Source organism: Bacillus sp. FSL L8-0099, assembly GCF_038006385.1.
Classification (GTDB): domain Bacteria; phylum Bacillota; class Bacilli; order Bacillales; family Bacillaceae_G; genus Bacillus_A; species Bacillus_A toyonensis.
On the sequence record NZ_JBBOVC010000001.1, the window covers coordinates 1,452,411 to 1,475,752 of the forward strand.

A 23,342-nucleotide genomic window follows, 5' to 3' on the forward strand; every position below is an offset into this window, starting at 1 on the left:
CAACGGATGAAAATTGCCTTAATCGCACATGACAAAAAGAAAAATGACATGGTTTCGTTTGCGTACGCATATAAACCAATTTTTGAAAAACATGAATTGTTTGCAACAGGAACGACAGGACTTCGCATTATGGAGGCAACTGGCTTAGTTGTAACAAGATATCAGTCGGGTCCTCTTGGTGGCGATCAAGAAATCGGTGCCATGATTGCAAAAAACGATATGGATATGGTGATTTTTTTCCGAGATCCACTAACTGCTCAGCCGCATGAGCCAGATGTAAATGCATTACTTCGTTTATGTGATGTATATGCGATTCCACTTGCAACGAACATGGCAAGTGCTGAAATGTTAATGCACGCATTAGAACGAGGGGATTTAGATTATCGCAAGTTAAGAAAATGAGGGGAACAATTATGAGTGGATTACATATATTAGCGTTTGGTGCTCATGCTGATGATGTTGAAATCGGCATGGCGGGTACCATTGCAAAATATACGAAGCAAGGGTTTGAAGTAGGTATTTGTGATTTAACAGAAGCTGACCTTTCTTCAAATGGAACGATAGAGTTGAGAAAAGAAGAAGCAAAGATCGCAGCTCGTATAATGGGAGTAAAAACGAGACTGAATTTAGCGATGCCAGATCGTGGTTTGTATATGAAAGAAGAGTTTATACGTGAAATTGTAAAGGTGATCCGTACATATAAACCAAAACTCGTTTTTGCACCATACGATGAAGATCGTCATCCAGATCATGCAAATTGTGCAAAGCTTGTGGAAGAGGCTATTTTTTCAGCAGGAATCCGTAAATATATGCCAGAACTTCCACCACATCGTGTGGAGTCTTTTTATAATTATATGATTAATGGTTTTCATAAACCGAATTTTTGTATAGATATTAGTGAGTACCTATCGCAAAAAGTGGAAGCATTAGAAGCGTATGAAAGTCAGTTTTCAACAGGGAGTGATGGTGTTAAGACGCCGTTAACAGAAGGTTACGTTGAAACTGTGGTCGCTCGTGAGAAGATGTTTGGGAAAGAAGTTGGAGTCTTGTATGCCGAAGGATTTATGAGTAAGAAACCGGTTTTATTACATGCTGATTTAATAGGGGGATGTAAATGAAATTAAAAATAGGTATTACATGTTATCCTTCTGTAGGTGGTTCTGGAGTTGTTGGAACAGAATTAGGAAAGCAATTGGCGGAACGCGGGCATGAAATTCATTTTATTACATCGGGTTTACCATTTCGATTAAATAAAGTGTATCCAAACATTTATTTTCATGAAGTGACGGTGAATCAATACTCTGTATTTCAATATCCACCATATGACTTAGCGTTAGCGAGTAAAATGGCAGAGGTTGCACAAAGAGAAAGTCTTGATATTTTACATGTGCATTACGCAATACCGCATGCAATTTGTGCTTATTTAGCGAAACAAATGATTGGTGAGCGTATTAAAATTGTTACAACCTTGCATGGAACAGATATTACTGTGTTAGGTTCCGACCCTTCGTTAAATAATTTAATTCGTTTTGGTATTGAGCAGTCTGATGTTGTTACTGCTGTCTCGCATTCATTAATTGACGAAACGCATGAGCTTGTAAAACCAAATAAAGACATTCAAACGGTGTATAACTTTATAGACGAACGTGTATATTTCAAGCGTAATATGTCTCAATTAAAGAAAGAATACGGTATAAGTGAGAGTGAAAAGGTACTTATTCACATTTCAAATTTCCGTAAAGTGAAACGTGTGCAGGATGTTGTTCAGGCATTTGCTAAAGTTGCTAAAGAAGTTGATGCGAAATTGCTTCTTGTTGGAGACGGACCAGAATTTTGTACAATTTTACAGATAGTGAAGAATTTACATATTGAAGATCGCGTTTTATTCCTAGGGAAGCAAGATAATGTTGCAGAACTGCTTGCGATGAGTGATTTAATGTTGCTTCTATCAGAGAAGGAAAGTTTTGGTCTTGTTTTATTAGAAGCGATGGCGTGTGGTGTACCTTGTATCGGAACAAGGGTTGGAGGTATTCCAGAAGTCATTCAACATGGTGAAACAGGATATTTATGTGAAGTTGGCGATACAACAGGTGTGGCCAATCAAGCCATTCAGCTATTAAAGAATGAAGAGCTTCACCGTAATATGGGAGAGCGAGCAAGAGAAAGTGTTTATGAGCAGTTCCGCTCAGAAAAAATCGTCTCACAATATGAAGCAATTTACTATGACATACTAAGGGATGACAAAAATGGAAATATTTAAAAAAGCTAGTTCTATTATTGAGATATTAAAACAACAAGGACATGAGGCTTATTTTGTTGGTGGGAGCGTACGAGATCTTATTATCGATAGGCCGATTGGAGATATTGATATTGCGACATCTGCTTTACCAGAAGAAGTAATGGATATATTCCCAAGACATGTTCCTGTTGGTCTTGAGCATGGAACTGTAATTGTTGTAGAAAATGGTGAACCTTATGAGGTAACCACTTTTCGAACAGAAAGCGAATATGAAGATTTTCGAAGACCTAGTAGTGTTCAATTTGTTCGTTCATTAGAAGAGGATTTAAAACGTCGTGATTTCACAATGAATGCGATTGCCATGACAGAAGAAGGCGAAATGGTGGATTTATTTGCTGGGCAGGAAGCGATTCAAAAGAGAGAAATTGTGACAGTTGGAAATGCAGCGAATCGTTTTCAAGAAGACGCACTAAGAATGATGCGTGGCATTCGGTTTGTAAGTACGTTAGGGTTTTCTTTAGAAACGAAAACGAAGCAAGCGATTGAAACGTATGGACACTTGCTAGAACATATAGCAATTGAGCGCATCACAGTAGAGTTTGAGAAACTGTTAACTGGTACCTATTGTGTGAAGGGCCTCAAAGAATTAGTAGAGACGAAGTTATTTTCTCATTTGCCCTATTTACAAATGTCAGAAGAGAGACTGTTAAAAGCTACGCAGTATAAATGGGATTCTTTTGAAACAGACATTGAGGCATGGGCATTTTTCTTATATTGTATCGGAGAAGAGCATCCATCTGTATTTTTACGTCAATGGAAGTTTTCGAATAAAAAAATAAAAGATATTGTCGCAGTTTTATTAACAATTTGTACGAGAAAGGAGAAGGATTGGGATACAGTCCTTCTTTATAAAACGGGAATTCATATCGCTGAAATGGCAGAGAGAGTATATGAAGCGATGATTGAAAACTATAACCCTACATCTGTTAAACGAGTACAATCAATGTTTCATGCATTGCCAATCAAGGGTCGTCAAGAAATGAATGTGAGTGGGAATGATCTATTAAACTGGGCGAATAAAAAGCCTGGTCCGTGGGTTGCTGAAATGCTTCGAAAAATCGAAGAAGCGATCGTACAAGGAAATGTAGTTAATGAGAAAGAGAGTATAAGGGAGTGGCTGCAAAGATGCAATCTACTATAAGAAAGCAGTTGTTGCAAGTTTTTTCTGAAGCGGATGGAGAATTTGTATCTGGCCAAACGATTAGTGATAAACTTGGCTGTTCAAGAACCGCTGTGTGGAAACATATGGAGGACCTTCGGAATGAGGGATATGAACTTGAAGCTGTGCGTCGATTAGGTTACCGCATTGCGGGGAAGCCAGACAAAGTAACTGCTAATGAAATTCAGTTAGGATTACAAACAGAGCGTATCGGTAGAACGGTTTATTTTGAAGAATCAGTTGAATCTACTCAGCATATTGCAGCAAAACTTGCTTATGAAGGAGTAGAAGAGGGAACAATTGTCGTTGCGGAAGAGCAAACTGCAGGTAGAGGCCGTTTAAGTAGAAAGTGGCATTCGCCAAAAGGAACAGGAATTTGGATGAGTATTATTTTGCGTCCATCGATCCCGGTTCATCATGCCCCGCAGCTCACTCTGCTAGCGGCTGTTAGCGTTGCACAAGCAATTGAAAAATGCACAGGTGTAAATGTAGGAATTAAATGGCCGAATGATATTTTAATTCAAGGTAAAAAGGCTGTAGGTATATTAACAGAAATGCAAGCGGATCCTGATAAAATCAATGCTGTCATTATGGGAATTGGTATTAATGCGAATCAAAAACAAGAACATTTTGATGAGGAAATTCAGCAAATTGCCACTTCTTTAGCGATTGAATCAGGTAAGCCAATTGTTCGTGCGGAACTTATGCAACAAATCTTTTTACAACTAGAAAAATTATATGAAGAGTATTTACAAAATGGTTTCTCTGTAATTAAAATTCTTTGGGAAAGTTACGCTGTGAGCATCGGGAAAGAAATTACTGCCCGAACGATGAGACAGACGATTACGGGGCTAGCAAAAGGGATTACAGAAGAGGGTGTATTGCTTCTGGAGGACCATGAAGGGAAAATACATCATATTCATTCTGCGGATATCGAAATGAAGTAAAAGAAGTTCCTTTTTTGGAACTTCTTTTTTATTTCAACATTTTTGAGTAGGCTTTGTAATGTAACAATACACTTTTTACAACTTAAGTTGTATGTAGAGTAACGTTCGATTAGCGCTGCTTATTATTTGATTATTACTTTTCCTTCCATTCCTTTAAGGAGATGGTATCTACATATTAATTCATATGTACCAGTATTTTTAGGTTTTACGGTAATGTTTTTTTCTTTTCCTGACTCAACTACGACGTCAATTCCGAGTTTTTTCACTGTAAAGGTGTGCTCGTTCTTACCTTTATTTTTTAATAACAATGTTGTTGTTTCTTCAATCGGAATAGTGATGACATTCGGATTAAAGTAATCATCGTTCAGTTCGACTTCAATCACTTTCGTTGACTCAATAGGTTGTGTTACGACGTTAGCTGAGGCAACTACGTTGATGGAATCTAAAGTTATCACACTCACAATCATTACAAACAAACCGAGTAATGGAAATAACCACTTGTTCATAGACATTCGCAATTCTCCTTTTCTAAGTGCTTTTCTTCAATTAACCTGCATCATTAGTTTTAGGCTTATACTATACAGTCAAATAAAATACCAGTATCTTTAAATCAATTTTTTGCATTTAAATGGATTACAAAAGAAATTAACTTGGAGTTGTAAGGTATGTAGGGGAAACACACCCACTTATTTTTTAGGACTGAATTCTCTGTAAAAACTATATAGCATATACACTATCTAGTTAAATTTCACATACCGTAATGGAAATAAAAAATTATTTTTTCAAAAAAATGTAGTAATTTCTTTTTGTACTTTGCTATAATTAGTTCGAATGTGGGCAGTATCAGAGCGAACTGCACCATGATTCGAAGCAGTACAAAAAATAATAACTTGGATTCTGCCTTGATCCAATAACGGACTGGGACAGAGGGATGAATAATGCCGACTAACACACAACCCTTCTGCCCTTTTATGGCCAGAGGGGTTTTTTATATGATTTCGGCCATCGCCTCTCTCCTGTATAAAGGAGGAGTAGTTTTTGAAAACAAAAACAGATTTTTTGAAGATGAAAGAGCAAGGTGAGCCGATTACGATGCTAACGGCGTATGATTATCCTTCTGCTAAATTAGCAGAAGAAGCTGAAGTCGATATGATTTTAGTTGGAGATTCTCTTGGGATGGTTGTACTCGGATATGATTCAACAGTACCTGTAACAGTAGAGGATATGATTCATCATACGAAAGCTGTACGCCGCGGAGCGAAAGAAACATTTATTGTAACTGATATGCCGTTTATGTCTTATCACATATCGTTACAAGAAACGATGGTGAATGCACGCCGCATCGTTCAAGAGAGCGGAGCACATGCACTAAAAGTAGAAGGTGCTGGAGAAGTTATATCAACGATTCATTATTTAACGAATGCAGGAATTCCTGTCGTAGCGCATTTAGGTTTAACTCCTCAATCTGTGGGAGTATTGGGTGGATATAAAGTGCAAGGAAAAGATGCTGAAAGTGCAAAGAAATTAATAGACGATGCAAAGAAATGTGAGGAAGCTGGTGCGATAGCACTTGTGTTAGAATGTGTGCCAATGCAGTTAGCAGAATTAATTTCGAAGCAATTAACAATTCCAATAATAGGGATTGGAGCGGGACAAAAAGTAGATGGGCAAGTTCTTGTATATCATGATCTCATCTCATATGGGGTAAATCGTGTTCCGAAATTCGTAAAACAGTATACGTCTGTTCAAGAGGAAATTGTACGTGGGATTTCTCAATATGTTGCTGAAGTGAAGACAGGGCAATTTCCTGAAGAGAAACATTCGTTCACAATGAAAGAAGAAGAATGCTTAGCGTTATACGGGGGAAAACAGTAATGAAAATCATAACTACAGTGCAAGAGATGCAGCAAATTACGAGCGAACTTCGTACAAGTGGAAAGAATATTGGTTTTGTTCCAACGATGGGGTATTTACATGAAGGGCATGCTACTTTATTACGCAAGGCAAGAGAAGAAAATGAAATTGTAGTTTTAAGTGTGTTTGTAAACCCACTACAGTTTGGGCCGAACGAAGATTTAGAGCGATACCCTCGTGATATTGAGAGAGATGAAAGTGTAGCAAAAGAAAACGGTGTGGATTATTTATTTTATCCGAGTGTAGAAGAAATGTATCCGGCAGAACAAACAACAACAGTAGAAGTTGTAAAGCGTACTGACGTATTATGTGGAAAACAAAGACCTGGTCACTTTTCTGGAGTTGCGACTGTACTAATGAAATTATTTAATATTGTAATGCCAAATCGTGCTTATTTCGGTATGAAAGATGCACAACAAGTTGCTGTAATTGAAGGATTTGTAACTGATTTCAATATTCCAGTAACGATCGTACCAGTTGATATTGTAAGAGAAGAAGATGGATTAGCAAAAAGTTCTCGTAATGTGTATTTATCACAAGAAGAACGTGAAGAGGCTTCTCATTTATACCGCAGTCTATGTATAGCGAAAGAAAGAATTGAGGCAGGCGAACGTAATTCAGAAATCATTACAAATCTTGTGAAAGAACATATTGAGACGTATACGAAAGGTACTGTAGATTATGCGGATTTATATGCATATCCGTCATTGGCAATAGTAGGGGAAATGGAAGGAAGAATCATTTTAGCTATTGCAGTTAAGTTTGAAAATGTAAGATTAATTGACAATATAACATTAACGGTTAAATAAGGGGGAGCATCTATGTTTCGCACAATGATGAGAGCAAAGTTACATCGTGCAACTGTAACGGAGGCAAATTTAAACTATGTAGGTAGTATTACAATAGATGAAGATTTAATGGATGCAGTAAATATTGTAGAGAACGAAAAAGTTCAAATTGTAAATAATAATAACGGTGCGCGCTTAGAGACATATGTTATTAAAGGCAAACGCGGTAGCGGTGTTATTTGTTTAAACGGTGCTGCAGCAAGGCTTGTACAACCGGGAGATAAAGTAATTATAATTTGTTATGGCTTAGTTACGGAAGAAGAGGTTCATAAACAAGAACCAAAAATTGCAGTGTTAGACGATCAAAATCAAATTGTTGAAATGTTAGGTGCTGAAAAGGCTGGTACAATATTATAAAAGAGGAAAGCTATCTCTATATCAGGAGATAGCTTTTTTGTGCATCTTTTCATTAAGATGAGATAAAACGTGGTATAGTAACATTATATGAATTATTGTTGTTTGAAAGGTAAGAAATTGAGGTGTTACATATATGAGTAAACGTTATGTCGTTGTTGATTTAGAGACGACAGGAAACTCCTGGAAAGACGGGAAAGATAAAATTACCCAAATTGCAGCTGTTGTAGTAGAAGATGGAGAGATATTGGAAATTTTTTCATCTTTTGTTAACCCAAAGAGAGAGATTCCCGTATTTATTACAGAATTAACAGGGATTGATGAAAGTCTTGTAAAACAAGCCCCGTTATTTCAAGATGTAGCCCCGATGATTGTTGAGCTATTACAAGGTGCCGCTTTCGTTGCGCATAATGTTCACTTTGATTGGAATTTTTTAAACGAAGAATTAAGGCAGGCTGGATATACAGAAATACATTGTCCTAAAATCGATACGGTTGAATTGGCACAAATTCTTTTGCCAACAGCCGATAGTTATAAATTACGTGATTTAGCTAAGAAACATGAACTCGAACACGATCAACCACATCGTGCGGATAGTGATGCTCTTGCGACAGCAGAGTTGTTTTTACAATTTTTAAATGAAATTGAAAAATTACCACTTGTTACATTACAATCACTTTATGAATTGAGTGATGTTTTCCAAAGTGATATAGCTGATGTGCTTTCTGAAAATATTTTAAAGAAAGTAATGCATGGTAAAGAAATAAAAGCGGAATATGAAGTGTATCGCAATATTGCACTGAGAAAACGGAACTATTCCTTAAGTCTTGGAGAAACATATTCATTAAAATTTGATGCTTTCTTGAATAAAACGATGGATAAACTGGAATTACATATGCCGAAGTTTGAAAGAAGAGAAAGTCAGCAAATGATGATGAAAGAGATATATACGGCGTTAAGAGATTCTCGTTTTTCTCTTATTGAAGCAGGTACAGGGACGGGAAAGACTCTTGCTTATTTACTTCCTAGTCTTTATTTTGCGAATAAAAAAGAAGAACCTGTCGTTATCAGTACACAAACGGTACAACTTCAACAACAAATACTTGAAAAAGAAATTCCGTTATTGCAAAAAATAATGCCATTTTCATTTGAGACAGCTCTTCTAAAAGGGAGAAAGCATTATCTTTGCTTACATAAATTTGAATATGCTTTGCAAGAGGAAGAAAAAAATTACGATATGGCACTTACGAAGGCGAAAATTTTAGTTTGGTTATTAAAAACTGAAACAGGTGACCGAGATGAATTAAATATTCCAGAGGGCGGAAAGTTACTTTGGAATCGTATTTGTAGTGATGCGTATAGTCCGGGCGGTATGCAAAGTAATTGGTTTAGTCGATGCTTTTATCAGCGAGCGAAAAATAAAGCTTTATTTGCAGATATCGTTATTACAAATCATGCATTATTATTTCAAGATTTTTCAAGTGAAGAACCACTGTTTTCTTCATGTGAACATATAATTTTTGATGAAGCTCATCATATTGAAGAAGCTGCGAGTAGAACACTAGGTGAGCAGTTCTCTTGTATGTATTTTCAATTGATTTTATCTCGACTTGGTACACTAGAAACGGATGATGTGCTTTCTAAAGTATATAAAATGATGAAAAAATCAGAGCAAGCATCTCGTTCTACTTTCCGTATGATAAGCCATAGTTTGAAGGAACTTAAATTTGATGCGGATGAACTATTCCAAATGTTACGTACTTTTATATTTAAACAAACAAAGCAAGAACAAGGAACAAACAATATGCCGCTCATTTATCGATATAACACGGAAGTAGAGCAAGGTAAGTTGTGGGATAGTATTGTTGAGTTAACAAATCGTTTTGTATATGAATTAAGAAGAATAGTGACCATATTTGAGAAACAAGTAGATATATTGCAAAGTAAGTTAGAGTGGGAAATGCATGTTGTTACGGGTGAATTTATGCATTTAAGTGGGTTACTGAGAAAGATGGCAGAATCATTACAGTTGCTCATATTGGAAAAAAATGCATATGTAACTTGGATGGAGACGGAGACGAAAGGAACGATTCATTCAACCATTTTATACGCGCAACCAGTTCATATTGGAGAAAGGTTTGCTGATGAATTTTTAACAGAAAAAAAGAGTGTTATCTTTACATCTGCAACATTAACAGTTAACGATACATTTGACTATATAAAAGAAGAGCTTGGCTTACATGATTTTGCTCCAAATACTTTACAGGTTCAATCGCCATTCCATTATGAGAAACAAATGAAATTAATGGTTTCAACGGATGTACCGTTTATTAAGCGAGTAAGTAATGAGGAATATATTGAATCTGTATCGGAACATATTGCCAAGATAGCAAAAGTTACAAAAGGGAGAATGCTCGTTTTATTCACTTCGTATGAAATGCTGAAAGAAGCGTATGCGAATTTGAAAAGCAATGATGAATTAGAAGGCTATCTATTATTAACACAAAGTGTAAACAATAGGAGTCGAAGTCGCTTAATTCGAAAGTTTCAAGAGTTCGACAAGTCAATATTGTTAGGCACGAGCAGTTTTTGGGAAGGAATCGATATTCCAGGAGATGCCTTGAGTTGCCTTGTCATTGTCCGTCTTCCTTTTACACCTCCTCATCAGCCGATGATGGAAGCGAAAGGTGAATGGCTAAAAAATCAAGGTGAGGACGTATTCGCAAAATTAGCGCTCCCGCAAGCAATATTACGTTTCAAACAAGGATTTGGGCGTTTAATTCGAACGAATACTGATACGGGGACGGTAGTAGTGTTAGACCGTCGATTGACGAGTTCTTCCTATGGAAAAAGATTTTTACAATCAATTCCTAATGTACCTCTTTATGAAGGACCGTTAGAAGAGTTGTTGGTGCAATTAGAAGAACCGTCAAATGAATAAAAATTGGAAGAAAAATACGCCTGGAGTACTTATGAACTTCAGGCGTAAAAAATGTGGGTAGGAGGAATTTTATTTTTCTTACTTCTTGTATACAAAATGTATTGGTTTTCGACTTGAAACCTTTTTTTGCTGTACATGTCCTGCTATAATAGATGGGTGATGAAGCAGGGGTTGTAAAGAATGTACTCTTATTGTAACCGCATTGCGTTCTTCTATAATTAGAAATTTTTGTGTAACGGAGGAGTTTTTTCATGGAGAAGAAAATCGAAGTACTATCAACGACGCGTATTAAATATTCGTCAGATTTGTATAAAATTGTTGATAGTTTGAATCGTACGTTAAAAGAGCAGGACCTCATGTTCGGATTAGCATTAGACGAAAAAGACAAAGAAACAGCTGTATTTACGATTTACAGAACGTAGTGATACAATGAAAAAGTGGATCTTTGCAATCATTATCGTTATCGTTGCTAGCGGAATATATGGGGCGTATGTTTATAATAAAGCGATGGATAAGAAAATTCCCAAAGAGTCGAAATCTGTAGAAATTGCTAAAGAAAAAGCAAAGCTTACAAAAGTGACATCTGTTGATTATTACAACGGAAAAGCTGCATATACAGTCGTACAAGGTGTAGATGAAAAAGGAGAACAAACTATCGTTTGGGTACCTGATAAAAAAGGAAATGTCCTTGTGAAGAAAAAGAGTGAAGGCATTTCTGAGAAAGAAGCTTTACAAAAGTTGGCGGAACAAGCAACAGGAAAAGGCGATGAGCCGAAGCCGAAGCCAAAACAGATTGTAAAAGTAAAATTAGGTGCTGAAAACGATATTCCGTTGTGGGAAATTACATATATTGATCAGGAAGATCGTTATACGTATTATTATCTAGAGTTTCAAAATGGGGAATATGCCGGACTTTACAGCATGGAAAAATAGATGTAGGGGGAACTACAAATGAAATTAGCAAAGCGAGTAGCTGCTTTAACACCGTCTTCAACTTTAGAAATTACAGCAAAGGCACAAGCGTTAAAGGCAGAAGGTCATGATGTAATTGCATTAGGGGCAGGAGAACCTGACTTTAATACACCAGAGCATATTATGGAAGCTGCGCATAAAGCGATGTTAGAAGGGCATACGAAATATACGCCAACAGGTGGATTACAATCGTTAAAACAAGAAATTGTGAAGAAATTTACGCGCGATCAAGGCATTCAGTATGATCCATCTGAAATTATTGTATGTAATGGTGCAAAACATGCATTATATACATTATTCCAAGTGTTGCTTGATGAAGGAGATGAAGTTATTATCCCAACTCCTTATTGGGTAAGCTATCCAGAACAAGTAAAGCTTGCTGGCGGTAATCCGGTTTATGTAGAAGGTTTAGAAGACAATGAGTACAAAATTACAGCAAAGCAGTTGCGTGAGGCAATTACAGAGAAAACGAAAGCAGTTATTATTAATTCACCGAGCAATCCAACAGGAATGATTTATAGCAAAGAAGAATTACAACAGCTTGGAGAAGTATGTTTAGAACATAACATTTTAATCGTTTCAGATGAAATTTATGAGAAGTTAATTTATGGTGATGCGGAATATACTTCAATTGCCCAGCTTTCTAATGCATTAAAAGAACAAACCCTAATTATTAATGGTGTATCTAAATCTCATTCTATGACAGGATGGCGTATTGGATATGCAGCTGGAAATAAGCAGCTGATTAAAGCGATGACGAACTTAGCGAGTCATAGTACGTCAAACCCTACTTCAATCGCTCAATATGGCGCAATCGCGGCATATGCAGGCTCACAACAACCTGTAGAAACAATGCGCCAAGCATTTGAAGAGAGATTAAACATTATTTATGATAAATTAATTCAAATCCCTGGGTTTACTTGTATTAAACCGCAAGGCGCCTTTTACTTATTTCCTAATGTAAAAGAGGCTGTAGCTTTATCAGGATATGATACTGTTGATGAGTGGGCGAAAGCTTTATTAGAAGAGGAAAAAGTTGCTCTTGTGCCAGGTACAGGATTTGGGGCTCCAAATAACGTTCGTTTATCATATGCGACATCTCTTGAACAAGTAGAGAAAGCATTAGAACGCATTCATACGTTTATGAAAAGTAAAGTGAAAGCTTAATTGTATATTTCGTTAATACAATAAAAAACCTCTCTATATAATAGGGAGGTTTTTTTGACGAATTGTGGCAAAAAGAAATAGCGAAAGGTGTGTTATACTAGAGAACGAGGTGTTTGGTGATGAAAAAGAAAATGATGTTACAGTGGTTTGAACAGGGAAGCATTGCGATTCCAAAATTACTTATGATGCATTATAAAAAATTAGGGTTAAATGAAACGGAATTTATGGTTTTACTTCATGTGCATACATTTTTAGAATCGGGAAATTCGTTTCCGACTCCGTCGGAGATTTCCGAACGAATGACAATAGCGGAAATGAAATGTATGGAAGTAATTCAAACATTGATTCAAAAAGGTTTTTTATCACTAGAAGGTGGACAAAGATCAGAAGCGATGATGTGTGAAAGTTATTCTTTACAACCGCTATGGGAAAAAATATTGCATTTCTTAATGAATGAATCAATAGAGGAAGAACAAAAAGAAAAAAAACAACTGCAAGTAAATTTATATACAGTATTTGAAAAAGAATTCGGAAGACCACTTTCTCCATTTGAATGTGAAACATTAGGAATGTGGGAGGATCAAGATCAACATCATCCGAATTTAATTCAAGCGGCTCTACGAGAAGCTGTGATGAGCGGTAAGCTGAACTTCCGATATATTGATCGTATTTTATTTGAGTGGAAAAAGAATGGAATTAAAACAGTAGATCAAGCTCAAAATCAAGGACGGAAATTTAGAGCAAATCAGCAACGAGCGCAACAAGTAACAACACAAGAGACGAAATTTACTGGGAAAGTGCCTTTTTATAATTGGTTGGAGCAGTAATGTAGGAGGAAGTATATGTTAAATAAAACGCAAATTCGTTATTGTTTAGACACAATGGCGGATATGTATCCAGAAGCACATTGTGAATTGATTCATGATAATCCATTCGAACTTGTAATTGCAGTGGCATTATCTGCACAATGTACAGATGCACTTGTAAATAAAGTGACGAAAAATTTATTTCAAAAATATAAAACACCAGAAGATTATTTAAGTGTTTCTCTAGAAGAGTTACAACAAGATATACGTTCTATTGGATTGTATAGAAATAAAGCAAAAAATATTCAAAAATTGTGCCGAATGTTATTAGATGATTACAATGGAGAAGTGCCGAAAGATCGAGATGAGCTTACGAAGTTACCTGGTGTAGGACGGAAGACAGCAAATGTTGTAGTATCGGTAGCATTTGGGATACCGGCAATTGCTGTCGATACGCATGTAGAGCGGGTGAGCAAACGATTAGCGATTTGTAGATGGAAAGACTCTGTATTAGAAGTCGAAAAAACATTAATGAAGAAAATTCCGATGGATGAATGGGGCGTTACACATCACCGTTTGATTTTCTTTGGACGTTATCACTGTAAAGCGCAGCGACCACAATGTGAAGAGTGCCGATTGCTAGAAGTGTGTCGAGAAGGAAAGAAGCGAATGAAGGGGAAATAAAGGATGGAGCGAGTTATAGGAGTACCGAAAGAATTTCGGTACTTACCATTTTTTCAAAAAAACGCAAATTCGATTAAGTATCATACAGACCAATCTTTTGAAGAAATCATACAAAATACTTACTTTATATTTGATATAGAAAGACAATATGAGCCGTGGAATGAAATTGAAAACAGTATTCCGGTAATGTTGAATGTATGGAAAACTAAGCATGAAGACATTGCCACATTATTTCGAAACAGAAAGAAACAAGAAGCTGAAGGCCCGATGATTCTTTTTGCAGCACATTTGTTATCAATTGTATATTGGCTAAATGAGCAACCTGTTCATAGTTTGAATGAAATGGAAGATTACACGAGTGAATTGGAAGTACAACCAGTTAATTTTATGGAGCGATATTCGTTCATTATAAAGAAACCAAATAATTATCATTCTTATATTCAGTTAGCACAGTTGTATATTGAAATAGAAAAGTTATATGTAAAGAAAATGATAACAAAAAAGAAGTCCTTTCCTCGTTAAGAGAAAGGACTTCTTTTTTTGTATTAAGACTCTGTTGTAACAACATTTCCGTCTGCGTGAGGTGTATCTTCACCTGTATTTTGTTGTTTCTTAGCCTCTTCTTCAGCTTTCTTTTGAGCCTCTTCTTCAGCTTTTTTCTGAGCTTCTTCTTCGGCTTTTTTCTTAGCTTCTTCTTCAGCTTTTTTCTTAGCTTCTTCTTCAGCTTTCTTTTGAGCCTCTTCTTGTTGTTTACGTTGTTGTTCTTGTTGCTCTTGTTGTTTACGCTGTTCTTCAGCAGCCTTTTTCTGAGCTTCTTCTTGTTTTAGTTTATCTTCATTAGCTTTTTTCTTAGCTTCCTCATCAGCTTTTTTCTTAGCTTCTTCTTCGGCTTTCTTTTTGGCTGCCTCTTCCTCAGCATTCTTAGCGTCTGGAGTTCCACCAGGGGCAGTGAAGGATGCACCAACTGCAGGACTTGTTCCAGTACCTTTTTTCGCTACTACAGAGAAGCTGTAAGTAACACCAGGCTTAATACCACCAAGAGTAGCTGTTGTACCGCTAACTGATAAGCTACCGCTAGAACCGTCTGTAGCTTTATAAGTTGCCGCATAAGCATCAACTGCTGTTGGGCCAGACCAGTTTAGTGTAACTGTACTAGCGCCATCGAAAGCGACATTAAGGCCACTAGGTGGATCTACTTTAATTTCTTTAATTGCATCTTTTTTCGCACCTTTTACGTATAACTCGCCGTTTATTTCTTGTACAGAAGAAGGGCGTTCGAAACGAGATTTATCTGTAGCGAATTTGCTCATCATTACTTGGAACATTTGTTGCGCAATTTTAGTATAACGATCGCTAATGTAATTTTCTGGACCATTCTTTTCGTAACCAGTCCACACAGCCATCGTATATTGTGGTGTATATCCAGCGAACCAGCTATCTCTGTTAGCATCAGCTGGGATGCCATATTTTTTTACATCTCTTGCATCAAAGTTTTGTGTTCCTGTTTTACCAGCAACGTCAAAGCCAGAAACATATGCTGTTGGCCCTGTACCGCCGGAACCAGGTTTTACTACGTCACGAAGAACGTCAGTAACCATGTAAGCTGTATGGTCGTGCATTGCACGTTGTTCTTTCGGTTTAAAGCTTTTCTTTTTTCCGTCTGGGAAAATAACTTCTTTAACGAAATGAGGTTTATTGTATACACCGTCATTTCCAAATGCTGCATAAGCCCCAGCGACATCTAACGGAGAGCTTTCATTACTACCGATTGCAGTAGATTCATGTGCTATCCCATCTTTAAACGTCATGCCTAAACCTTCAGCAAACTCTTTTGCCTTAGGAATACCGACCGCTTGAGCTGTTTTTAAAGCCGGGATGTTTAATGACTTCTTCAATGCTTCACGAAGTGAAACGTCACCTTTAAAATTACCGGTAGCATTTTTAATCTTTGTGCCATCAGAGTAAGTATATTCAGAGTCATTTAATTGATGATAAGTAGACCATTGAAGGTTTTCAATTGCAGGACCATAATCGAAAATTGGTTTCATTGTTGAACCAACTTGGCGTTTTAAATCAACAGCCATATTATGACCTTTGAAAGTAGACTTACTTTCTTTACGCCCAGCACCAATTGCTCGAACTTCTCCAGACTGTGTATCCATAAATACAAATGATCCTTGGAACTGATCGTTTGGATACTTAATGAGGTTGCCATCCATAATTTGTTCAGCGTACTCTTGAGCATCTCGATCAAGGGTTGTATGAATCGTTAAACCATCTGAACCGATATTTACATCAGGGTATTCTTTTTCAACTTCTTTTACGACAGCATCTAAAAATGCTTGAAACTTCATTTCAGTTAGTTCTGATTTTTTTAGACCCTCAGTTACAGGAATCTTTATTGCGTTATTCATTTCTTCTTTTGTTATATAGCCGTGTCGATTCATTAATGTTAATACAATATTACGACGATTTGTTGCTCGTTCAACATTTTCTGGTTTTGTTGGATCATAAATGTTAGGACCTTGAGGTAAGCCAGCGAGCATCGCAGCTTCATGTAATTGTAAGTCCTTTAAATCTTTTTGATAATATTTTTGAGCCGCTGTTGCAATACCGTAAGAGCGATTACCTAGATTAATCTTATTTAAGTACATTTCTAAAATCTCATGTTTAGAGTATTGTTGCTCTAATTTGTAAGATAAGTACCATTCTTGCACTTTTCGTTTTGCGGTTTTTTCCATCGTTAGAAAATAGTTTTTTACTACTTGTTGTGTAATCGTACTACCACCTTGGGAACCGAAACCACCAGTGACATTTTCCATAACTGCTTTTGTGGTTCGTTTAAAATCAATTCCATTATGGTCATAGAAACGTGAATCCTCAGTTGCAAGGAATGCATTTTCAACTACTTTTGGAATTTGATCGTAAGTAACATGGGTTCGTTTTTCCGCACCGTATTCATAGAAAAACTTCCCATCCTTATCAAGAAACTTTGTTGATAAAGGATTGACAAGTTTTGATTTGTCTAATTTTGGAGCATCCTTTACCATAACAAAGAAAGCGGAAACGCCAGCTACGAGACCAACGATACCAAGAAGTAGACAACCTATAAGGAACTTCTTGAAAAAGGAGCCTTTTTTCTTTGGTTTTTTTTCTTTATTTGTTTCTTCCGTTTGATTTTTCGCATGATTTCGTTCTGTACGAGAACGATAATTATCTGACATTATACTTTCTCCTACCTTTCATTCTCTCCCTCAAAAGTCGAAAAAAGAGCCTTAGTGATGACTCTATCACGAAAAATAAACCGTGTCTAGTACACGGATATAATCAATCCGAGGGTGATAACCGCATGATAACAATGATCCATGCGCTTCTATTTCTTCTTTAGTAATTGACTTACGCCCACCATTATTTTGACGGTTCCAAAATGCAATAATATGTTTCGCATCGAGTAAATAAAATTCATCAAAAAGTGTAAATTTAATAATAACAAATGCAACTCCATTATGAGCAATTACTTGCTTCATATGTTCAATTTGATGAAGGTGGAAGTTTTGAAGTGGGAAACTAGTTTTGTTTTTTGTTTCCTTCGCTTCAAAATCGATGTATTTCCCTTTGTATACACCGTTGTAATCCGTTGTAGAAGGTTGTTTAAAATACGCTTCTTTTACCACTGCAGCACTTCGAGCGGGGTAATCTACTTTTACAATTTGAAGAGGGGTAGGTTTTTTATGTACACATGCAATATTATGGGTTAAGTAATATTGATTTGTTTCATTTAATTCCTCTTCAAGGGACATACCTCTATTACTATAAGTATGTTTTTTTATTGGTGTTTTAGGAGGTAGTGAAGCTTGATTGTACCTTTTTCCATTTGGGTAACGAATGGTCATAGTGTGTCCACTCCCAACTTGTTAAGAATTACTTACAAAGGTGATTATATCAAAAAATGAAAAAAGATGTGACCTTTTTGAAGAAAGGCATGATGACTTATTTATGTTTACATGGAATGATTACGAAAAAATAAAACAATATCGTAAAAATATGGTTTGTACAAAGGAAGAAAAAGCAATCATTCACACTATTAAAAAGAAAACAGAAATAGCTAATATGGACAACATTTCTCGGACACAATCGTATCAAAAATTTTATGTAAGAAATAGTGAAATCAGGTGGTCTTTTTTAGCGAGTATGGTTTCGAGAAATGCAGGCTGGAATATGACTGATTTAGAAGGAAGATATTATGCTACTGTTTTGCCTCGATTAGTAAAAAAACATTTGTTTCTCATATATGAACAGGCTAATTGGATTATTTTCTTAGATGCATTTCCTCAGTTACTACTATATGAAGAAAGCAAGAGGAGACGTATACCTCTCTTTCATTTGTTGCAATTTTTCAACGTATCACTTTTCATGGAAAAAGAATGGACATTTTTCTGGGAGAAAAAAGATATGAATAGGCTTATGACAGCGTTTATTATAAATGAGCAAAATAAAATTCAAAAACCAGTTATTGAGAATAGCTACTTTAAAAAACATGTATTTCATACGGCGCTTTTTAAAGTTCAAGACATGTTGCATATTAGTGCAGTTATTTTTCCAACCATTGAAGGGGGGATGTATGGGTTTTCAGTTTATCAATTTGAAACGTTGCAAAAGCGTATAGAGCTTGGGAAAAAATTAGCGTGGTTATTGTTTCATCCGACTTATAAACGTTTATTTTATAATTTTGCACTACAAACTACACATACTGGCTCTAGAGAAGATTATGAATATTACTTAAGGGGAACTAGAAAATCCTATACACCTGCACTAAGAGATGTGTATTCTCTTGTTGCACATGAGGAAATAACAATGAGGGATTGGTTTTGTGAAGATTCGAAAATGAATGCATTGTTTTTATTTGAAGAACCGAAGGATGAAGTTAATATAAAGGAATGGTATAGAAGAAAGAGGGAGCAGATCTATGCTGTTTCTATCGTGAATCGTTTTGTTAAAAGAATAGACGAGTTCATGATATAATAAAAAAGAAGTCCCATCTTTATAAATGAAGATGGGACTTCTTAATGTGAAGAAATCCTGCTAAGTGTGTTAAGATTTTAATCTCAAAACTGAATGAAAGTAGAAGATTAAGGGGGATTTAGAAATTAGTAGTTTGGAAAAGCCCCATTAATTAAACTTTCACTTTATGTAGCAGGGAAGTTTGGGCCATCAAGCTTTGGATTACCAGTCTCGGGTTTATTTTGTTGTTTGTTTTGTTTTTTCTTTTTTTCGTTTTTGTTCTTTGCCATCTTCATACACCTCCTTTTTGTATTGTTACCATTTCTATAAATGACATTCAAAATGATTTCTTTGACGAATAACAACTAGTTTTGTCATGTGTGCAGGAGTGAAGAATTATCCGGCGAAATTACATGACAAAGGAAAAGCAAAGAAGGGGGCGTTTTGTATATGGCGATGGTTCAGAAAGTAGATGTAATGAAAAAAATGGATCAAATGTTAAGTTCTCTCGATTTGCTGGAAATGAATATAGGAATTAGAATAAATCATGCATTGAAGGATAAGAGCGAAAAAATATGTAATAAGATAGAAATAACAGAAATGCATATTGAGCATATGGAAAATAAATTAGTGCATCACGAAGAAAAAGGGAATTGGGTGAAGACGTTTCAAAACATCGTAGTGAGTGCATAATAAGGTGGGAATGAAATGGAGTATGAAGCATTAATACAGTCTTCAGAAAAACTCATGCAGTATAATAATGAAGCGAATGTAAAAAAAAGAGAAATAATTGAATATGACTTTTATAAGGATATGAAGCCGTTTGTAGACATAGTAGATGAGGAATTAAAGGTGTGGAAAGAATTAGCTTATACGTGGATTAAGGAAGAAAAACCGAAGTATATACATGTACAGCAAATTGATCAAGTGTACGATAATTTACAAACGAATGTGTTACAATGTTTTGTAAATAAAGGAAAAGGTAAACGTTTTTTTGAAACACATCAAGCCATTTCGTATACTTTGCAAAATATAGTTGAGCAATGTAAATAACAAGAGGGGAAACCCTCTTGTTTTTTTTAAGCTTCTGTCATTGTTGTAGGTTTTGTTGCACCGTTTATTTCTAATTCTTTTATTAATGTTCGGTAATCCGATATACATATTTTTCCTTCGAGATAACAATGTCTCGCAAAGTCTAATAATTCATTTACATTCTCTGTGTAATACCCCTTCTTTTGAGAAAACGCTTGTTTTAAATCCCCTAATACCATGTTGATTCCTCCCCCATGAGAATCTTCTTCTTAATTATCATAGCATGGAAGGGTTTTCTTTTTTAATTTTTTAAAAATTTAAACTTCCGACAAAAATAGACAGATACTCCGTCACACAAATTATTTTACAAGTACATATTATATATGTAGAAACTTATGTGAAGGAGGAGAGAATGCATGTTTCAACAATCTAACGTATATCAGCAACCAAATCCATATGCACAGCAAAATATGTACCAATATAATACGGATACATATTTACGGTATAATATGTATCCTTTCGAGCCTCATTATGGAAATCAAAATTATTACCAGCCATTTGAAGTATCTTTTATGAATCAACAGCAACAACAGCAACCCTATATGAATCAATCGCAACAAGAGCAACAATCCTATATGAATCAGCAGCAACCTTATATGAACTCACAATATTATATGCCACCACCATCATCTCCCTATGGAAATCAACAAGCGATGTTTTATCCGCCAAAACAACCGTATCCGACGATGAATAAACAAAAGCAACAACAGCAACCAAGTCAGTTTTCGAGCTTTGTTTCCCAATTTAAAAATTCAGATGGTAACTATGATGTGAATAAAATGATGAATACAGCTGGACAAATGATGAATGCGATGAATCAAGTGACGGGGATTGTTAAGCAGGTTGGAGGGTTCTTTGGTAAGTGATGATGGATTGTTGTCCATAATGAAATAGTATGAATGAAGTGTAGCACTAGACAAATTTCCATGAAACAAATGGGTATATATAACAAACGGCTTCACCTCTTTTCTCATATTGTAAAGTGTAATCAGATTTTCTTAACGAGAGAGGAGAGAAAAAACTATGCATCATTGTCATCCTTGTTTTGGAGGGCATAAGCCTGTAGGACCTATTTGTACGACTGCTCCTGTCATTCATCCGACGAAACAGTGTGTAACACATTCTTTTTCAACAACGGTGGTGCCACACATTTTCCCAACGCATACGACACATGTACACCATCAACAAATTAAAAACCAAAACTTCTTCCCGCAAACAAACTCAAATGTAAATGTTGTAGATCCAATCGATCCAGGATTTGGCGGTGGATGTGGACCATGTGGTCATGGTCACCATCACCACGGTCATCAAATATCTCCATTTGGACCAGGGCCGAATGTATCTCCATTTGGACCAGGACCGAATGTATCTCCATTTGGACCAGGACCGAATGTATCCCCATTTGGACCAGGACCGAATGTAGGACCAAATGTTGGACCAAACGTTGGTGGAATATTTAAAAAGTAAATGATATGTTAGAACTAGCAAAATGCTAGTTCTTTTTTTGTAATTGGAGTGTTGATATGAAAGTTGTTGCTGTAACAGGATATAAGCCATTTGAACTTGGAATATTTAAAAAGGATCATCCAGGAGTAGACTGCATAAAAAAAGCGCTGCATCGTAAATTAACTGCTTTTGTAGAAGATGGTTTGGAGTGGGTTATTATAAGCGGCCAGCTAGGTGTAGAATTGTGGGCTGCTGAAGTTGTTTTTGAAATTCAAGTAGAATATCCAGATTTAAAATTAGCGGTATTTACTCCTTTTTTAGAACAAGAAGAAAATTGGAAAGAAGATAACCGTGAATATTACGAATTTATTCTTTCACAAGCAGATCACATTGATAGTATTACGAAACGGAAGTACGAAAGCCCAGAGCAATTTAAATTAAAGAATCAATTTTTTATTGAAAAAAGTGATGCTCTTTTAGCTGTATATGATGAAGAAAAGCCTGGGAGTCCTAAATATATTGTAGAAGTAGCTAAGAAAAAAGGAGAAATAGAAAATTATCACAGTTATTTCATTCTTTTTTCTGATTTACAAGATATAATAGAAGAGGAACAGTGGAATAATGCAGAGTAATATGTAATATTGTACTCGTATATATGATTGACAAAAGGCATTGTTTCTGAAAAAATTTAGTTAATGAAAGTTTTGGCAAAAATTTGAGGTGAAGAAAATGATTTCGGATAAAATTAAATTAACGGCGAAAGATATTTTGGAAAAAGAATTTAAAACAGGTATGAGAGGTTATCAACAAGAAGAAGTAGACAAGTTTCTTGATATGATTATTAAAGACTATGAAGCTTTCCACAAAGAATTTGATCAATTGAAGCAACAAAATGTTCGTTTAAAACGAGAATTAGAAGAACAAAAACTAGCTGCAACACAAGCTCCACAACAACCTGTACAAACACCAGTTGCACAACCGGTATATAACAACACGAATACGGATATTTTAAAACGTTTATCCAACTTAGAAAAAGCTGTATTTGGAAGTAAGTTATACGAATAAAATAAGGTGGAAACAAGGTTGAGGCATTGTACATAGAAAAAAACATTGCAAAATCTTTTTGTTTCCACTATACTAATGGATGTCATAACGTTTGGGCAATCGCTGCAACGCCAACGTTGTAGAGGAAAGTCCATGCTCGCACGGCCTGAGATGGCTGTAGTGTTCGTGCCTAGCCAATTCATAAGCTAGGGTATTCTGGCTGTAAGGCTGGTTTAACGGCAGGGAAAAAACCTAAGTCCTTTCGGATATGGTTTGACTACCTTTAAAGTGCCACAGTGACGAAGTCCTTGAAGAAATGATAGGAGTGGAACGAGGTAAACCCCACGAGCGAGAAACCCAAATAATGGTAGGGGAATCTTTTCCAAGGAAATGAACGACGGAAAAGGACAGGTTTTCATAACCTGTAGATAGATGATTGCTACCGGAGTACGAGGCGTGGGCCGTTTGCAGTACAAAGGAACAGAACATGGCTTACAGAACGTTATGAACCAACTATGAAATAACTCAGCTCTCCTTTGTTAGAGGAGGGCTTTTTATTTGTATGAAGTTATAAATTATGAGTTACAATGGTTAATGAGAAAAATTTTCGTAAAATGTAATGATTAATAGGACAAATTGCTATTAATTATTGTTTGAATATACATAAG

General features: G+C 36.0%; 26 protein-coding genes and 1 other RNA gene. 23 read left to right on the plus strand and 4 right to left on the minus strand.

Annotation, left to right across the window (positions count from 1 at the left end; translation table 11 throughout):
• Positions 1 to 6 precede the first annotated feature (6 nt).
• Genes mgsA through MHH42_RS07660 form a run of 5 tightly spaced genes read left to right on the plus strand, consistent with a single transcriptional unit; the run spans position 7 to position 4,405 of the window.
• Positions 7 to 402, plus strand: coding sequence for a methylglyoxal synthase (gene mgsA / locus MHH42_RS07640; protein ID WP_000684760.1), 396 nt, complete (start codon positions 7 to 9; stop codon positions 400 to 402).
• Between the two features lie 11 nt (positions 403 to 413).
• Entirely contained in the window at positions 414 to 1,118 is a 705-nt protein-coding gene (bshB1, locus tag MHH42_RS07645; protein ID WP_000015657.1) for a bacillithiol biosynthesis deacetylase BshB1, read from the plus strand.
• Entirely contained in the window at positions 1,115 to 2,260 is a 1,146-nt protein-coding gene (gene bshA / locus MHH42_RS07650) for an N-acetyl-alpha-D-glucosaminyl L-malate synthase BshA (RefSeq protein WP_098227065.1), read from the plus strand. Before bshB1 ends, bshA begins: the two co-directional genes overlap by 4 nt.
• Positions 2,247 to 3,440: a CCA tRNA nucleotidyltransferase gene (locus tag MHH42_RS07655; protein ID WP_340893087.1), complete on the plus strand. Its 1,194-nt coding sequence runs from the start codon at positions 2,247 to 2,249 to the stop codon at positions 3,438 to 3,440. The genes bshA and MHH42_RS07655 overlap by 14 nt, the downstream gene beginning before the upstream one ends.
• A complete protein-coding gene (locus tag MHH42_RS07660) occupies positions 3,425 to 4,405 on the plus strand; it encodes a biotin--[acetyl-CoA-carboxylase] ligase (protein WP_001192037.1) in 981 nt (326 codons plus the stop codon). The genes MHH42_RS07655 and MHH42_RS07660 overlap by 16 nt, the downstream gene beginning before the upstream one ends.
• A gap of 122 nt (positions 4,406 to 4,527) precedes the next feature.
• On the opposite strand, the gene MHH42_RS07665 is transcribed toward MHH42_RS07660, so the two are convergent.
• Complete coding sequence (locus tag MHH42_RS07665) at positions 4,528 to 4,917, minus strand: cupredoxin domain-containing protein (protein WP_000062349.1); 390 nt, start codon at positions 4,915 to 4,917, stop codon at positions 4,528 to 4,530.
• A 526-nt stretch (positions 4,918 to 5,443) separates the two neighbouring features.
• Between MHH42_RS07665 and panB the strand changes: the two genes are divergently transcribed.
• The 10 genes from panB (at position 5,444) to MHH42_RS07715 (ending at position 14,613) form a co-directional block, all read left to right on the plus strand.
• Complete coding sequence (gene panB / locus MHH42_RS07670) at positions 5,444 to 6,280, plus strand: 3-methyl-2-oxobutanoate hydroxymethyltransferase (protein WP_000851101.1); 837 nt, start codon at positions 5,444 to 5,446, stop codon at positions 6,278 to 6,280.
• The gene (gene panC / locus MHH42_RS07675; protein WP_000692376.1) at positions 6,280 to 7,128 is read left to right on the plus strand and encodes a pantoate--beta-alanine ligase; all 849 of its coding nucleotides are present in this window, start codon (positions 6,280 to 6,282) and stop codon (positions 7,126 to 7,128) included. Before panB ends, panC begins: the two co-directional genes overlap by 1 nt.
• A 12-nt stretch (positions 7,129 to 7,140) precedes the next feature.
• Positions 7,141 to 7,524 carry an aspartate 1-decarboxylase gene (gene panD / locus MHH42_RS07680; RefSeq protein WP_340893088.1) on the plus strand — a complete coding sequence of 128 codons (384 nt, stop codon included), beginning with the start codon at positions 7,141 to 7,143 and terminating at the stop codon, positions 7,522 to 7,524.
• Between the two features lie 133 nt (positions 7,525 to 7,657).
• Positions 7,658 to 10,462 (plus strand): ATP-dependent DNA helicase DinG, encoded by a 2,805-nt coding sequence (gene dinG, locus MHH42_RS07685; protein ID WP_000044972.1) that lies wholly within the window; start codon positions 7,658 to 7,660, stop codon positions 10,460 to 10,462.
• Between the two features lie 251 nt (positions 10,463 to 10,713).
• Positions 10,714 to 10,884, plus strand: a complete 171-nt coding sequence (locus tag MHH42_RS07690) for a YpmA family protein (protein ID WP_000412179.1) — start codon at positions 10,714 to 10,716, stop codon at positions 10,882 to 10,884.
• A gap of 7 nt (positions 10,885 to 10,891) precedes the next feature.
• Complete coding sequence (locus MHH42_RS07695; protein WP_087970164.1) at positions 10,892 to 11,395, plus strand: cell wall elongation regulator TseB-like domain-containing protein; 504 nt, start codon at positions 10,892 to 10,894, stop codon at positions 11,393 to 11,395.
• An 18-nt stretch (positions 11,396 to 11,413) separates the two neighbouring features.
• Positions 11,414 to 12,601, plus strand: a complete 1,188-nt coding sequence (gene aspB, locus MHH42_RS07700; RefSeq protein ID WP_000761565.1) for an aspartate transaminase AspB — start codon at positions 11,414 to 11,416, stop codon at positions 12,599 to 12,601.
• 119 nt (positions 12,602 to 12,720) lie between these two features.
• On the plus strand, positions 12,721 to 13,428 hold the full coding sequence (gene dnaD / locus MHH42_RS07705; RefSeq protein WP_000728536.1) for a DNA replication protein DnaD: 708 nt from the start codon (positions 12,721 to 12,723) through the stop codon (positions 13,426 to 13,428).
• Between the two features lie 15 nt (positions 13,429 to 13,443).
• The gene (gene nth, locus MHH42_RS07710; protein ID WP_000933024.1) at positions 13,444 to 14,091 is read left to right on the plus strand and encodes an endonuclease III; all 648 of its coding nucleotides are present in this window, start codon (positions 13,444 to 13,446) and stop codon (positions 14,089 to 14,091) included.
• A gap of 3 nt (positions 14,092 to 14,094) precedes the next feature.
• Positions 14,095 to 14,613: a YpoC family protein gene (locus MHH42_RS07715; RefSeq protein ID WP_070172937.1), complete on the plus strand. Its 519-nt coding sequence runs from the start codon at positions 14,095 to 14,097 to the stop codon at positions 14,611 to 14,613.
• Positions 14,614 to 14,636: 23 nt separating this feature from the next.
• Here MHH42_RS07715 and MHH42_RS07720 read toward each other — a convergent pair whose 3' ends face one another.
• Both MHH42_RS07720 and recU read right to left on the minus strand, forming a co-directional pair.
• Positions 14,637 to 17,315: a PBP1A family penicillin-binding protein gene (locus tag MHH42_RS07720; RefSeq protein WP_340893093.1), complete on the minus strand. Its 2,679-nt coding sequence runs from the start codon at positions 17,313 to 17,315 to the stop codon at positions 14,637 to 14,639.
• Positions 17,316 to 17,381: 66 nt separating this feature from the next.
• Positions 17,382 to 17,984, minus strand: coding sequence for a Holliday junction resolvase RecU (recU, locus tag MHH42_RS07725; protein WP_000155587.1), 603 nt, complete (start codon positions 17,982 to 17,984; stop codon positions 17,382 to 17,384).
• A gap of 103 nt (positions 17,985 to 18,087) precedes the next feature.
• Here recU and MHH42_RS07730 point away from each other — a divergent pair, with 103 nt between their 5' ends.
• The 3 genes from MHH42_RS07730 (at position 18,088) to MHH42_RS07745 (ending at position 20,145) form a co-directional block, all read left to right on the plus strand.
• Positions 18,088 to 19,113, plus strand: coding sequence for a DUF2515 domain-containing protein (locus tag MHH42_RS07730; RefSeq protein WP_340893094.1), 1,026 nt, complete (start codon positions 18,088 to 18,090; stop codon positions 19,111 to 19,113).
• A gap of 429 nt (positions 19,114 to 19,542) precedes the next feature.
• The gene (locus MHH42_RS07740) at positions 19,543 to 19,785 is read left to right on the plus strand and encodes a hypothetical protein (protein ID WP_001252045.1); all 243 of its coding nucleotides are present in this window, start codon (positions 19,543 to 19,545) and stop codon (positions 19,783 to 19,785) included.
• 15 nt (positions 19,786 to 19,800) lie between these two features.
• Positions 19,801 to 20,145, plus strand: a complete 345-nt coding sequence (locus MHH42_RS07745) for a YppE family protein (RefSeq protein ID WP_000455491.1) — start codon at positions 19,801 to 19,803, stop codon at positions 20,143 to 20,145.
• Between the two features lie 26 nt (positions 20,146 to 20,171).
• Here the strand turns inward: MHH42_RS07745 and MHH42_RS07750 are convergent, their stop codons facing one another.
• Complete coding sequence (locus tag MHH42_RS07750; protein WP_000242658.1) at positions 20,172 to 20,363, minus strand: YppF family protein; 192 nt, start codon at positions 20,361 to 20,363, stop codon at positions 20,172 to 20,174.
• A 177-nt stretch (positions 20,364 to 20,540) separates the two neighbouring features.
• Between MHH42_RS07750 and MHH42_RS07755 the strand changes: the two genes are divergently transcribed.
• The 5 genes from MHH42_RS07755 to rnpB all read left to right on the plus strand — a co-directional run bounded on the left by MHH42_RS07755 (position 20,541) and on the right by rnpB (position 23,174).
• Positions 20,541 to 21,050 (plus strand): YppG family protein, encoded by a 510-nt coding sequence (locus tag MHH42_RS07755; protein WP_000487695.1) that lies wholly within the window; start codon positions 20,541 to 20,543, stop codon positions 21,048 to 21,050.
• Between the two features lie 157 nt (positions 21,051 to 21,207).
• Entirely contained in the window at positions 21,208 to 21,651 is a 444-nt protein-coding gene (locus MHH42_RS07760) for a spore coat protein (protein WP_000546286.1), read from the plus strand.
• 56 nt (positions 21,652 to 21,707) lie between these two features.
• On the plus strand, positions 21,708 to 22,262 hold the full coding sequence (locus tag MHH42_RS07765) for a DUF1273 domain-containing protein (RefSeq protein WP_000869384.1): 555 nt from the start codon (positions 21,708 to 21,710) through the stop codon (positions 22,260 to 22,262).
• Positions 22,263 to 22,359: 97 nt separating this feature from the next.
• Positions 22,360 to 22,695 (plus strand): cell division regulator GpsB, encoded by a 336-nt coding sequence (gpsB, locus tag MHH42_RS07770; protein WP_000622427.1) that lies wholly within the window; start codon positions 22,360 to 22,362, stop codon positions 22,693 to 22,695.
• Positions 22,696 to 22,782: 87 nt separating this feature from the next.
• An RNA gene (rnpB, locus tag MHH42_RS07775) (RNase P RNA component class B) lies at positions 22,783 to 23,174 on the plus strand.
• The last annotated feature ends 168 nt before the right edge of the window (positions 23,175 to 23,342 follow it).

Excerpts from the sequence above, each read along its gene's own strand:
- mgsA (WP_000684760.1), top strand. The coding sequence starts at position 7 with ATGAAAATTGCCTTAATCGCACATGACAAAAAGAAAAATGACATGGTT.
- bshB1 (WP_000015657.1), top strand. The coding sequence starts at position 414 with ATGAGTGGATTACATATATTAGCGTTTGGTGCTCATGCTGATGATGTT.
- bshA (WP_098227065.1), top strand. The coding sequence starts at position 1,115 with ATGAAATTAAAAATAGGTATTACATGTTATCCTTCTGTAGGTGGTTCT.
- MHH42_RS07655 (WP_340893087.1), top strand. The coding sequence starts at position 2,247 with ATGGAAATATTTAAAAAAGCTAGTTCTATTATTGAGATATTAAAACAA.
- MHH42_RS07660 (WP_001192037.1), top strand. The coding sequence starts at position 3,425 with ATGCAATCTACTATAAGAAAGCAGTTGTTGCAAGTTTTTTCTGAAGCG.
- MHH42_RS07665 (WP_000062349.1), bottom strand. The coding sequence starts at position 4,917 with ATGTCTATGAACAAGTGGTTATTTCCATTACTCGGTTTGTTTGTAATG.
- panC (WP_000692376.1), top strand. The coding sequence starts at position 6,280 with ATGAAAATCATAACTACAGTGCAAGAGATGCAGCAAATTACGAGCGAA.
- panD (WP_340893088.1), top strand. The coding sequence starts at position 7,141 with ATGTTTCGCACAATGATGAGAGCAAAGTTACATCGTGCAACTGTAACG.
- dinG (WP_000044972.1), top strand. The coding sequence starts at position 7,658 with ATGAGTAAACGTTATGTCGTTGTTGATTTAGAGACGACAGGAAACTCC.
- MHH42_RS07690 (WP_000412179.1), top strand. The coding sequence starts at position 10,714 with ATGGAGAAGAAAATCGAAGTACTATCAACGACGCGTATTAAATATTCG.
- MHH42_RS07695 (WP_087970164.1), top strand. The coding sequence starts at position 10,892 with ATGAAAAAGTGGATCTTTGCAATCATTATCGTTATCGTTGCTAGCGGA.
- aspB (WP_000761565.1), top strand. The coding sequence starts at position 11,414 with ATGAAATTAGCAAAGCGAGTAGCTGCTTTAACACCGTCTTCAACTTTA.
- dnaD (WP_000728536.1), top strand. The coding sequence starts at position 12,721 with ATGAAAAAGAAAATGATGTTACAGTGGTTTGAACAGGGAAGCATTGCG.
- nth (WP_000933024.1), top strand. The coding sequence starts at position 13,444 with ATGTTAAATAAAACGCAAATTCGTTATTGTTTAGACACAATGGCGGAT.
- MHH42_RS07715 (WP_070172937.1), top strand. The coding sequence starts at position 14,095 with ATGGAGCGAGTTATAGGAGTACCGAAAGAATTTCGGTACTTACCATTT.
- MHH42_RS07720 (WP_340893093.1), bottom strand. The coding sequence starts at position 17,315 with ATGTCAGATAATTATCGTTCTCGTACAGAACGAAATCATGCGAAAAAT.
- recU (WP_000155587.1), bottom strand. The coding sequence starts at position 17,984 with ATGACCATTCGTTACCCAAATGGAAAAAGGTACAATCAAGCTTCACTA.
- MHH42_RS07730 (WP_340893094.1), top strand. The coding sequence starts at position 18,088 with ATGTTTACATGGAATGATTACGAAAAAATAAAACAATATCGTAAAAAT.
- MHH42_RS07740 (WP_001252045.1), top strand. The coding sequence starts at position 19,543 with ATGGCGATGGTTCAGAAAGTAGATGTAATGAAAAAAATGGATCAAATG.
- MHH42_RS07745 (WP_000455491.1), top strand. The coding sequence starts at position 19,801 with ATGGAGTATGAAGCATTAATACAGTCTTCAGAAAAACTCATGCAGTAT.
- MHH42_RS07750 (WP_000242658.1), bottom strand. The coding sequence starts at position 20,363 with ATGGTATTAGGGGATTTAAAACAAGCGTTTTCTCAAAAGAAGGGGTAT.
- MHH42_RS07755 (WP_000487695.1), top strand. The coding sequence starts at position 20,541 with ATGTTTCAACAATCTAACGTATATCAGCAACCAAATCCATATGCACAG.
- MHH42_RS07760 (WP_000546286.1), top strand. The coding sequence starts at position 21,208 with ATGCATCATTGTCATCCTTGTTTTGGAGGGCATAAGCCTGTAGGACCT.
- MHH42_RS07765 (WP_000869384.1), top strand. The coding sequence starts at position 21,708 with ATGAAAGTTGTTGCTGTAACAGGATATAAGCCATTTGAACTTGGAATA.
- gpsB (WP_000622427.1), top strand. The coding sequence starts at position 22,360 with ATGATTTCGGATAAAATTAAATTAACGGCGAAAGATATTTTGGAAAAA.